Source organism: Roseofilum sp., from assembly GCF_982964205.1.
This window is the reverse complement of record NZ_CEZBFX010000024.1, coordinates 38,839-50,519: the sequence shown is the minus strand read 5'-3', so window position 1 is coordinate 50,519 and position 11,681 is coordinate 38,839. Positions and strand designations below refer to the sequence as shown.

Sequence of the window (11,681 nt, the reverse complement as noted above, 5' to 3'; positions counted from 1 at the left end):
AGCATTTAGAGCGATTCGATCTGCAATTGGAAGATTGGCAAACACTCCAAGATCGGCATCAAGAGATCAATGAGTTGCTAGAGCAAGGGGACTCAGAGAAACAGACGGTTATTGAGCGACTGAAAACTCTAGAGCAACAAGAACGCGAGTTTAAGCAACATCAGCAACAGGTGGAACACTGTACCCGCAATCTCCAACAGTTAGAGGCGGAGTTTCAAGGGATCGGTCAAGATTGCTATCATCGAGAAAAAGCTTATCAGCAAGCCCAAGAGAGTGCCCAAAAATGTGAGGAAAATCAAGCCAGTTATCATGCGTATGAACAAGCAGAAGCTCAGTTAAAGGAACGGGTAAAAATGCAGAAAATGCAACAGAAACTGTTGCGAGAAAAAGAGAAACAAGGACAAGATTTGTACAAAGTCCAGCATCAGTTAACGAAAGTGGAGATGCAACGGGAGAGTTGTCAGGTTGCCGAACGGAAAATTGAAGAGTTAGTGGCTGCGGTAGAAGAGCAAAGTCGATTAGAAGAGAAACGGGAAAACCTGAAAACTCAACTGCAAGCGATACGGGATTGGAGGCGGGAGCAGGAAGGCACGGAGCAGCAGTTATATAAGTGTTTAGAGCGGTTAAATGAGGTGAAACAGGAAGGCGATCGCCTAGAAGCCTTAGAGCCTTCTGTGGCTCAAATTCCGCAGTTAGAGGGACAGTTGCAAAAGTATCAAGCTCAACTCAGTAGGGTGGCGGCTGCCGAGCAGTTTGCTCAGGAAATTGAGACGTTAATCGATTTAGGGGAACAACAACAATCGTATTATCAGCAACTTCAGCCCATTTTACCCTCCCTAGATCCAGACGTGCAAACCGTGATTGATGCGGGGAAACATTGCCAGGATCAGAGTTTAGAGCGACTTCATCAGATGAGTGCTGACTTACAGCAACAGGTGAACGAGCAGGAATTAACGGCAACATGCGAGCAGTTAAGATCGCAATTGGAACTGGCGTATCAATGTCGGGCGGAAGTTAAAAATTTATCCGATAAGCGCAAACAGGAAGAGGAATTGAAGCAGGAAGGGCAGGAACTGCGATCGCGCTTAATCGCCTTAGAGGGTAAAATTGACGGAGAAGAAGCGTTGAATTTAGAGTCGCATGAAATTGGCGATCGCCTGCAAGAGCTTGCCAACCCTAGAGCGCAACGTCATATTCTCGAACAACAACTTGCTCGTTCCCCCAATTTTGAACAGCAATGGCAGAAATTGACAGAGGAAAAACGAGAGATTCAGCACGCTATTGATGGACTCAATGAGAAACTGGCTAATTTTGAAACCCTTGAAGCAGAGATCGCCCAAGTAGAACAGCTCAAACAAGAGCATTCCGCTGGCTATTTGCTCTATCTTCAATCGCATAAAGAAGCGCAAACCCTAGAAGAGCGACAACAGAAATTGGCGGAAACTAGGGCAAAGTTGGAAGAACTGGAAATCGCTAAACAGAAACAACAAACTGAGCTGGATCGGCTTAATTCTACCTACAGTTTAGCAGAAATCCAACCAGTCGAGCAAGAGCTAAAAAACATGAATAATCGCTTGGCACAACTGGAAACAACTCTTTCATTCCAGCGCAAAGAATTAACCGAAATTTGTCAATCCTTAGTGAAAAAAGGAGAAATTGCTAAGAAGCGAGAGCAAACCGTAGTCGAATTGCAAAGAGCCAAACGAAACGGGCAATTTATTAAAGATGCTCGATTTTTCTTTAATCAAGCTTCACCCCGGATTACGAAATTCTATTTAGCCGAGATTTCCCAAGAAGCAGATTCAATTTTTCGGGAACTGATGAATCGGCAAAATGTAGCACTGGAATGGACCGAAGATTATGATATTGTGGTGCAAGAAGATGGCTATAAGCGCAACTTTAAGAGCTTATCAGGAGGGGAGCAAATGTGTGCAGCTCTGGCGGTGAGATTGGCTATTTTGCGGACGTTATCGGATTTGGATATTGCCTTTTTTGATGAACCGACGACGAACATGGATCGCTTGCGCCGTCAACAGTTAGCGGAGGCAATTGGGAATCTCAAATCGTTCCGGCAATTGTTTGTGATTAGCCACGATGATACGTTTGAAAATATGTCGAATTTAATCCATATTCAGCGACCTTGAAATAGGGAATAGGGGGTTCTGATACAGGTATCACCTCTTATCTGGGAGATCTCTTCTCTGGGATTTGAGGTTGTTGGATAATGGGGCAAATAATGGGGGCTGCTGATGAATCGACTTGGGGAGAGGTTTGGACTAAATCGAGTAATTCTTGTTTTAACTGTTTTAATTCGGTAATGCGGCGATCAATCTCGGTAACTTTAACCTTAATATTGTGGCGTACTTGCTCGCAGGGAAGTTCACCTTGGTCGTGAATGTGTAAAATTTGCTTAATTTCTTGGAGACTAAAGCCTAAATGCTGCGATCGCCGGATAAATGCCAACCGAGATAGAACCTGGGGCGAAAATAGGCGAAATCCGCCTTCTGTGCGATCGACTGCTGCAATCAATCCCAACTGTTCATAATAGCGAATTGTCTTGATCGGAACCCCGCTTTGGGCTTTCACTTGTCCAATCAACAAGCGTTCAGATTGGGATGACAACATTGTTGAGCAAACCTCCAGGCATTACCTTTTGCCTTAGCTATAGCGTAGAGTATAGGGTAAAACCCAGAAGATGCAACGTTATACTTCCTTGCTCCTTTGGTGAGGAGGTCACTCATAGGCTAATATGGTGAGTACACAAGATTTGAGATTTTTTTTCCAATCTTTGATAGAAGTACCGAGAATCACCCATGCTTATCGAGTTTAGTGTTGGCAACTACAGATCTTTTAAAGAACCTGTCACGTTCAGTATGGTTGCGGCTAATCTCGTCTCTAAAAACAAACCAATTAATGAAGACAATAGTTTTAGTGTCGATAAAAATCTAAAACTGCTTAAGAGTTCAGCAATATATGGAGCTAACGCTAGTGGTAAAAGTAATCTGGTAAAAGCGTTAGGTTTTATGAAGTGGTTTATCATCAATTCATCAAAAGAAACTCAGAGTACTGAAAAAATAAAGGTAGAGCCGTTTAGACTCAGCACGGAAACGAAAACACAGCCATCATTGTTTGAGTTGGTTTTCATTATGGACAAAACTACATACAGATATGGCTTTGAGGTTACTCAAGATAAAGTAATATCTGAATGGTTGTATTATGTTCCTAGTGTTAAAGAAACAAAACTGTTTGTTCGCGATTTAGAAAAAATAGAACAATCTAAAAAATATCAAGTACAAAGTCTAAAAAAGTTAACTCGAACCAATGCCTTGTATCTTTCTGTTTGCTCTCAATTCAATGTTGATTTGGCAGAAAAAATACTAGAATGGTTAAGTAAAAAAATAAACCTTGTCTCTGGATTGAATGACACAGAGGACATGAGATATACATTAAGCTGCTTAGAAAATAAGGAAATGAGTGATGATATTGAAGGATTGATTAAAAGACTCGACTTGGGGATACATGCTATCAAAATAAAACCCAGAGATATTTTAGTAGATGAGGAACAAAAAAGTGTAAAGCAGCTACTACTGAGAAGTATTATAGAGGATATTATAGAAACAGATAATGCGAAAGGAAAACGAAGAGTCTATGTCGGTACTGAGCACCCAATCTTTGATCAGAATGGCAATATTACATCTATCGAAGAATTCAATTTGAACCATCATGAATCTGAAGGTACACAGAAGTTATTTGCTCTAGCTGGAAGGTTAATTATGGCTCTGAAGGAGAGTCAAGTGTTGATTATTGATGAATTTGATGCTAGGTTACACCCCCTGATTAGCTTGGGGATTTTTGAACTGTTTAACTCAAAAGATAATAACCCAAATAATGCTCAACTTATATTTATCACCCATGATACTCACTTGTTGAGCTATAAAAAATTCCGCAGAGACCAAATTTGGTTTACAGAAAAGAATAGATATGGAGCTACGGATTTATATTCTCTGGCAGAATATAAAGTCCGGAATGATGCTGGGTTTGAAAGTGACTATATTAAAGGAAGATATGGTGCAATCCCCTATCTTGGCGATCTAAGTTATGTCATGAACTCTAATGACTAAAAAAAGAAAGTCCCGCAGCCCTAAATATGAGAGGAAACAGGATACCAGAAAACTTAAACAAAGATTTCTAATCGTTTGTGAAGGAACAAAAACAGAACCTAACTATTTTAGAAGCTTTCGTGTGCCTAAAGATGTGGTTAAAGTAAAAGGTTTGGGACGAAATCTTAGTCAATTGGTTGATTATGCAAGTCAATTAAATGATGAAGATGGGGATTACGATCGAGTTTGGTGTGTATTCGATCGGGATTCTTGGACATTACAAGATTTTAATTCTGCCCTATCTAGCGCTAAAAATAAAGGTTTTGAAATTGCCTACTCTAACCCAAAGTTTGAATTATGGTATCTCTTGCATTTTGATTATTGCGATAGTGCGATACCTCCAGAAAAATATGATTCTAAACTATCTTCATATATGGGTAAAGCATATGAAAAAAACAATAAGAATATGTATGAACTTTTGCGTGATAGACAGAAGAAAGCGATTGAACGGGCTGAACAACTTTTGGAACAGTACGATCCTGTAAATCCAGCTAAAGATAATCCATCAACAACTGTACATCAATTGGTGAAAGCGCTCAATAAGTTTATTTGATTATACTGTTGAGTCAGGAAATGCTGTATTTTAATGTTTAATTGAAACACCAGATTCAGGAAATTGGCGCTTTAGGGCAGGAAAAATAGGACAGACGGGTTGAGATTGAAGCGTCATCTGGCGATTGACATTGAACTTACTCCATGTAAACGGCGCTTTGTTTGCAGCAGACATCCATAAGAGGCGTTTAGCGCGAGTCATGGCTACATAGAGTAAGCGATATTCTTCAGCGGTTTTTAACTGTTCCGCTTCTTCCCAAGCTTCATTTCCTTCTGGAATTGGATCGCCGTGTAAATAAGCGCGAATTTGGGCACGAGCGACTTCGGCTAAACTAAAGTCTCCTAGAAATCGGGTTTGGGGAGGAGTCCAGAAACTCCCAGGAATCATATTTTTATGTAAAAAGGGCAAAAAGACATAATCCCAGTCCAATCCCTTGGCTTTGTGCATGGTAATAATGGTAAGCTGGCCTAGCCGCATATAAGGGGAATCATCGGCAGTATCTACTTGAACTGGCTCAAATCGTTCTGATTGCACAATTTCAGTTAGAACTCTCAACAGAGCCGAGAGGGACGAGTCACCTAGGGTTTGCTGGGTGACTCGTTCTGCTAATTTATCAGCCGTAGCGAGTTCGTTTTGCGTATAGCGTAGGGCAAGACCGAGAAAGGGAATGAGTTGGTAAGGGGGGAGATCTAATCTGGCTCGCAGGAGGGCGCGACAGTAACGCCGGGCACTTTTGCTGGTTTCGCTTCCAGGAGAGTCGAGAGGACCGGGGTAGAGGAAGACTTCGGGTAAGCTGGCGAGGGCGTTGAGGTCTTGGGGCGGAATGAGGCGGCGGTTGGCGAGGACGGTGAGAGCTGCTTTGAGAGTGTCGGGAGAATGGGGACGTTCGAGGAAGTTAAGTAGGTTGAGTATTTCGGCGGGAACGTGGGAGTGGCGATCGCTTTCTGCGACTTCAAATAGGTTAATTTCGGTTCCGTATTTCTCCCGCAGTTGATGGGCAACAAATCGCCCTTGATCGTTGGTGCGTACTAGGACGGCGGCACTGCGATAGGGGTCTTGGGTAAATAGGGTTTTAATGCGATCGCCGATCCATTCTACACTTTGGAAGACATCACGGGGAGTATAGAGTTCTAAACCTTTGCCTTCAGGGGCTGGGTTCGCGTCCGGTTGGGGGTCTTCCGGAGGCACGGGTTGAATCCGTTGTAGGCTGAAGGGTAAGGGGGCGGGTTGATTTTGCTGTTGAATATGCTGGTTTACCCATTGGAGCATAAAATTAGCTGCTTGGAGAATAATGGGACTAGAGCGCCCGGCACAGTCAAGGGAGATCAGTTGGTTTTGGTTTCGCAGGCGATCGCAAAATTGGCGAAAATAAATGGGGTCGGCTGGGGTAAAGGTGGAGTTAATGGCTTGGTTGGGATCTCCCACTCGGATCAGGTTGATGGTGGGTTTATTGGCACTTTCGCTAGCAGTAGGGGCGGGTTTATCTAAATTTTTGTCTATAAGCCTAGATTTTGATAAACCCGCCCCTACTGAACCCGCCCCTACTGAACCCGCCCCTACTGAACTTGTCCCTACGGAACTCTGCTCCTTTTGGGCTAAAATTTCTAGCAATTTCGCCTGTAGAGGACTCGAGTCTTGGGCTTCATCTTCAAAGACGGCAAAGACTTGATTTTGCCATAACCGTCTTGCGCCCACATCTTCGAGAACTCGTAAGGCTCCGAGAATCATGTCATCATAATCGATTAAAGAGCGCGATCGCAGTTGCTGTTGATAGGTTTCGTAGAGTCCCGCCGCAATGCGTAAAATCGGGTAATGCTCTCCAGACGTTTGACTCTCCTGAATTTGTGCCAGTTCAAATAGATCGGAGGGCAATAAACCAGAGCTTTTAGCTTCGTGGATCGCCGTATAACCTAAGTGGGGTAAAACTTCAGTACGCAGCACGCCTTGACGGCGCAACCGTTCCGTTTCTTCTCCGTCCGACTGGTTGCCCTCCAAGAGTCTTTTGTACAGTCTGGGGTGGCTATTAGCCCAGTGTTCGACACTTTGGCGCAGCAGTTGGTGCGATCGGTTGGGAGAAATCAGTGTGAGTGCATCTAAACTCAAGGTGGACAACTCTGGATGGCGCGTTGCAATTTGTAGGGCTAACCCATGGAGCGTATGCACCACAAAACCCGTGGACGGTAAACCCAGGGTTTGCAGATGGCGGCGAATTTTGCCCTTCAGACTCGCCGCAGCCGAACGAGTAAACGTCACTACCACCAGTTGATGATGAATATGGAGACGATTTTGGGCAATGGCGATCGCCGCTGCACCCGCCATCCCCGTAGACTTCCCCGATCCCGGTACAGCCGAAACCGCCAACTCTCCCCCTTCCCAGTCCGCCATCTGTCTTTGCCCGTCTCGTAACTGGTTGCGGATCGAGTTTAATCCGGTTTGCAAGCGATCGGAAATCGGCTGTTCAGGGGTTGTTCTTGAGAGAAAACTAACCATAAATTTAAATCTTAATCCTCTATTCTCTATCGCCCTTTTCAGCTAGGCTTCATGCACTCAATCTCTGATCTTCATGGGGGAGTGATGTCCAGCTTTGATGAGCTGGAATTTCAATTTCAAACCTAGCGCCTTGACCTAGTTCTGAATAACATTTTAACATCCCTTGATGATGTTCTGTAATAATTTTATAACTAATCGATAGTCCTAAACCAGTGCCTTCACCCACCGGTTTAGTTGTGAAAAACGGATCGAAAATTTTCTTTGCAGTTTCGGCATCTATCCCTGGGCCATTATCCTGAATTTGAATGGATATCCTGTCCGTTTCTTCCTGATATTCAGTATGAATCGTTAAGACTCCATCCTCCAAGTCTGCATTCCCATTTTCTCCTTCCACCCTAGACTCTAAAACATCTATGCCATTAGCTAAAATATTCATAAGGACTTGATTGAGTTCCCCTGGGTAACATTCCACCAAAGGTAAATCACCATATTCTTTGTTAATCTGAATTATTCTTCCTTGATTACTAGCCGATTTTAAACGATGTTGTAAAATCAACAACGTGCTTTCAACACCTTCATGAATATCCGTTTCTTTTAAGTTGGCTTGATCGATTCTCGAAAAATTCTTTAAAGATAAGACAATGTCATGAATTCGATTGGCACCCATCTCCATAGATTCAACTAGCTTAGGCAAATCTTCCTCAATATATTCTAAATCAATCTCCTCTATCTTTTTGGATATATTCATATCATCTGGATAAAAATCTCGATAAGATTGCACTAAATCAAGTAAATCTTGACAATAGGTAATCAAGGGAGAAAGATTACATTGAATAAAACTAATGGGATTGTTGATTTCATGGGCAATTCCAGCCACCATTTGTCCCAGGCTTGACATTTTTTCCGCTTGAATTAGATGAGATTGAGTTTGCTTCAAGTTATGCAAGGTTAATTGCAGCTCTGTGTTTTTTACACGGAGTTCTTCAGTCCTTTCTTCTACCAGTGACTCTAGGTTTTTATTATACATTTCTAATGTGTCCAGAGAAAGCTTAAGAGAATCCGTCATCTCATTAAATGTCTGGGCTAAAATCCCAATTTCATCCCCAGACTCCACTGAAGCTTTGACCTCAAGATTTCCCGATATTACTGAATTGGTCACTTCTGTTAATCTCTGGATAGGATCGGAGATTTTACGCTGCAATATTAGCGTCATAATAAGCCCTAAAATTAGGATCAAGAGGGAACCTATTAGGGTTTGTAATTGAGCAGAATTTAAGTTAGACACACCGGATGTTAATTCGGATCTAAATTGTTGTTTTTGGGTCTCGACAATATAATTTAATATAATCAGCATTTCTTTGGCGATCGGTTCAGCTTTGCTTTGATATATATACAGATCTTCTCGATAGCGATCGCTCTCTATAATTTCAACAGTATTTTCTATAATAACTTCTATTCCAGTAAAACCTTCAATAATATCATTCAAAGATTCTTGTTGACTTTGACTCAATAAATATGACCTAGATTGAAGATTTTCTAGGCTGGCTTTACTCTTCCGATAATGTGCTGTATAATCGAAACGATATTCATCCTGTCGTGTACTAATGTAATTCCTGATATCAGCTACCAATAAGGAAAATAAAATTTTAAAACTAATCGTCTCTTGGAATAACTCAAGATCGGATGAAAATCTTGGATTTTGCTCTTGGCTTATTTGATCAATATTGGCTAAAATATGAATCGCTAATAGTTCTCCTTCTTGTTCCCAAAGACGAAACCCTGGCTCACTCTTGAGGCGATCATCTTTTAAGTCAAAGAGGTAAGGAGGCAACTCTGACCAAATTTCATAAAATCGGCGCAAGTTTTTCAACTGTTCTAGTTGTATCGGCACATTCCACCGTTGAAATAGCTGCTCCATTTCATAAAGATTTTCTTCAAAAGCATGTCGAGATTCCTGATATTGTTGTCGAAATACAGTATCTCCAGTTACCAAATAACCGCGTACATTAGAGAGCATTTTTAGCAAATTACTTTGTGCTTCTGAAGACGATAGAGCGATCGGCATTCGCAATTCCTCAGTGCGATTAATATTCAAAGTGGCTTGGACGCTACTCCAATAATTAACTCCCATAATTAAAAAAGTAACTCCAATCAAACTACCAAAAGCTAAGTTCAGCTTGTTTTTAATGGTAATCTTCCTGTTTTTTGTAATCTTTAGGATATTGGATATTGATGAATTGAAAGATCGGACAATTGGATTCAACATGATCGATTGAAGGGAGGCGAAGATGTATTTTATTACACAGAAACAGCCCCAGGATTCAGGGTTTTCACGGGAAAATAAATGTATAAATAGTTAATTAATTGGGGAAATTCCAGAGATAAAATTAGAATAAGTTAGGTCATTAATTGGATACCATTTATAAATACGAGATTGAAATTGTTTCCCTTGTTGATAGATTCTAGCAAAGTCATCACTTTCTGAGGCATACTCTTCATAGAGTTCTAAGGCCACTTGGTAGGCATTTTCTAAAATGTCTTGGCTGTAGGGACGCAACTCTGTACCACTTAAGACCATTCGTTCTAAGGCTTCTCCATTAGCGGCATCATATCGACTGATGGTTAAGAAATAAGCTTCAAGAGCAGCAGAACGAAAAATTTCTTGGTATGTTTTGGGAAGCTGATCCCATTGCTTTCGATTGACTAAGGCAATCAGTACAGATGAGGGTTCCCACCAACCTGGATAATAATAATAAGGAGCAATGCGGTTGAGTCCAAGTTTTTCATCATCATAGGGCCCAATCCACTCAGCAGCATCTATTGTACCTTGCTCCAATGCTGGAAAAATTTGCTCCCCAGGCAAAACTTGGACTTCACAGCCGAGTCGTTCCAGTATTTTACCGCCCAGGCCAGGAATTCGCATTTTTAGGCCCTTGAGGTCATTAATGGTATTAATCTGGTGACTAAACCATCCTCCCATTTGTAGCCCAGTGTTACCAGCGGGAAACACATTCACTCCAAAATCTTGATAAATTTTTTCCATGGCCTCTAGTCCTCCCCCATAATAAAACCAGGCATTATGCTGTTGAGTGTTCATGCCAAAGGGGACACCCGAAAGGAGTCCGAGGGCCGGATTGCGGTCAAAGAGATAGAGAAGATTGCTATGGCCACATTCTACGGTTCCTGCAATTACACCATCGAGAATTTGTAGGGGAGAAATAATTTCATTGGCAGGATAGGGGGTAATCGTGAAGCGGCCTTCGGTCATTTGTTCGACGCGGCGACAAAGGATTTCTGCGGCTCCAAAGATGATATCTAGGGATTTGGGCCAACTGGTGGCCATGCGCCAGCGAATGAGGGGTTGGCTGGGAGTAGGTTCGGGGTTAGGTTGAGGAGGGTTCGGGGATTGACAGGCGGTGATACTATAGGTGCTGGCTGCGCCTAGGGCAATTTTATGGAGTAGGTTTCGACGTTTCATGGTTTAGGTTAATGCCAATTTATGTGTATTGGGGAGATGATGAGTTTGCTATGCAGCAGGGGGTTAAGCAGTTACGCGATCGCCTCCTCGATCCCAATTGGATTTCGTTTAATTATACTGAGGTCTTACCGGATCAGCCGGGGAGTGTTATGGAAGCTTTAAATGAAGCGATGACTCCTCCATTTGGTTCTGGAAATCGGTTGGTTTGGTTGGTGAATACAGGTCTATTTCAGCAGGCATCTGGCAGTCTATTGGCTGAGTTAGAGCGGACTTTACCGGTTCTGTTAACCTCATCAGTGCTATTACTAACGGTAGCCGGAAGACTCGATCAACGGTTGAAAGTGACGAAACTGATGCAAAAGTATGCTGAATTCCGGGAATTTTCTTTAATTCCGCCTTGGAAAACTGATTTACTCTTGCAACGGGTTGAGGAAATGGCAAGTCAACAGGGGGTGAAATTAACCAAACGAGGAGCGGAAGTTTTGAGTCAGTCTGTAGGTAATGATACTCGTCGGTTGGTGAATGAGTTGCAGAAGTTGGTGTTATATCATCCAGATGGTGAGGTTTTGAATGACGAGGATGTGGAGCGGTTGGTGGTCTCCAATACGCAAACGAGTTTAGAATTGGCGCAGGCGATCGCTAAAGGCCAGGTAGACCGGAGTTTAACTTTGATTGAGGGTTTATTGCACAGGAATGAACCGGCTTTAAGGATTGTTGCTACTCTGGTGGGTCAGTTTCGCACGTGGTTATGGGTTAAATTGATGATTGAGAGCGGAGAACGTGACGATCGCCAAATTGCCCAAGCTGCTGAGGTGGCTAATCCTAAACGGGTGTATTTTCTCAAACAACAGGTGCGATCGCTCCCTTGTACCTCATTACAGCAGACTCTACCTCTCTTGCTTTCCCTAGAGTGGGGACTCAAGCAAGGAAGAGCTGAACGGGAAATTCTCCAGACTCACATTATCCAAATCTGTCAGCTATATCGGAAATATTGACGTAC

The 11,681-nt window shown here is 42.6% G+C and carries 8 protein-coding genes; 4 read left to right on the top strand and 4 right to left on the bottom strand.

Annotated elements, in window-relative coordinates; all coding sequences use genetic code 11:
* A partial coding sequence (locus tag AC3A14_RS08810; protein ID WP_487778979.1) for a hypothetical protein occupies positions 1–2,144 on the top strand: 2,144 nt, incomplete at its 5' end.
* 37 nt (positions 2,145–2,181) lie between these two features.
* Here the strand turns inward: AC3A14_RS08810 and AC3A14_RS08805 are convergent.
* Positions 2,182–2,625: a heavy metal-responsive transcriptional regulator gene (locus tag AC3A14_RS08805; protein WP_318732799.1), complete on the bottom strand. Its 444-nt coding sequence runs from the start codon at positions 2,623–2,625 to the stop codon at positions 2,182–2,184.
* 188 nt (positions 2,626–2,813) lie between these two features.
* Between AC3A14_RS08805 and AC3A14_RS08800 the strand changes: the two genes are divergently transcribed.
* Together AC3A14_RS08800 and AC3A14_RS08795 are read left to right on the top strand one after the other, a co-directional pair.
* Positions 2,814–4,121 carry an AAA family ATPase gene (locus AC3A14_RS08800; protein WP_318732798.1) on the top strand — a complete coding sequence of 436 codons (1,308 nt, stop codon included), beginning with the start codon at positions 2,814–2,816 and terminating at the stop codon, positions 4,119–4,121.
* Positions 4,114–4,713, top strand: coding sequence for an RloB family protein (locus AC3A14_RS08795; protein ID WP_318732797.1), 600 nt, complete (start codon positions 4,114–4,116; stop codon positions 4,711–4,713). Before AC3A14_RS08800 ends, AC3A14_RS08795 begins: the two co-directional genes overlap by 8 nt.
* Before the next feature lie 30 nt (positions 4,714–4,743).
* Here AC3A14_RS08795 and AC3A14_RS08790 read toward each other — a convergent pair whose 3' ends face one another.
* The 3 genes from AC3A14_RS08790 to AC3A14_RS08780 all read right to left on the bottom strand — a co-directional run bounded on the left by AC3A14_RS08790 (position 4,744) and on the right by AC3A14_RS08780 (position 10,681).
* Positions 4,744–7,203: an ATP-dependent helicase gene (locus AC3A14_RS08790; protein WP_318732796.1), complete on the bottom strand. Its 2,460-nt coding sequence runs from the start codon at positions 7,201–7,203 to the stop codon at positions 4,744–4,746.
* A gap of 49 nt (positions 7,204–7,252) precedes the next feature.
* Positions 7,253–9,334 (bottom strand): ATP-binding protein, encoded by a 2,082-nt coding sequence (locus AC3A14_RS08785; protein WP_318732795.1) that lies wholly within the window; start codon positions 9,332–9,334, stop codon positions 7,253–7,255.
* Positions 9,335–9,559: 225 nt separating this feature from the next.
* Entirely contained in the window at positions 9,560–10,681 is a 1,122-nt protein-coding gene (locus AC3A14_RS08780) for a TRAP transporter substrate-binding protein (RefSeq protein WP_487778978.1), read from the bottom strand.
* 11 nt (positions 10,682–10,692) lie between these two features.
* Between AC3A14_RS08780 and holA the strand changes: the two genes are divergently transcribed.
* Entirely contained in the window at positions 10,693–11,676 is a 984-nt protein-coding gene (gene holA / locus AC3A14_RS08775; RefSeq protein ID WP_318732793.1) for a DNA polymerase III subunit delta, read from the top strand.
* Positions 11,677–11,681 lie beyond the last annotated feature (5 nt).

Coding starts and splice junctions, on each gene's coding strand:
- AC3A14_RS08805 (WP_318732799.1), bottom strand. CDS start 2,625: ATGTTGTCATCCCAATCTGAACGCTTGTTGATTGGACAAGTGAAAGCC.
- AC3A14_RS08795 (WP_318732797.1), top strand. CDS start 4,114: ATGACTAAAAAAAGAAAGTCCCGCAGCCCTAAATATGAGAGGAAACAG.
- holA (WP_318732793.1), top strand. CDS start 10,693: ATGCCAATTTATGTGTATTGGGGAGATGATGAGTTTGCTATGCAGCAG.
- AC3A14_RS08800 (WP_318732798.1), top strand. CDS start 2,814: ATGCTTATCGAGTTTAGTGTTGGCAACTACAGATCTTTTAAAGAACCT.
- AC3A14_RS08790 (WP_318732796.1), bottom strand. CDS start 7,203: ATGGTTAGTTTTCTCTCAAGAACAACCCCTGAACAGCCGATTTCCGAT.
- AC3A14_RS08780 (WP_487778978.1), bottom strand. CDS start 10,681: ATGAAACGTCGAAACCTACTCCATAAAATTGCCCTAGGCGCAGCCAGC.
- AC3A14_RS08785 (WP_318732795.1), bottom strand. CDS start 9,334: ATGGGAGTTAATTATTGGAGTAGCGTCCAAGCCACTTTGAATATTAAT.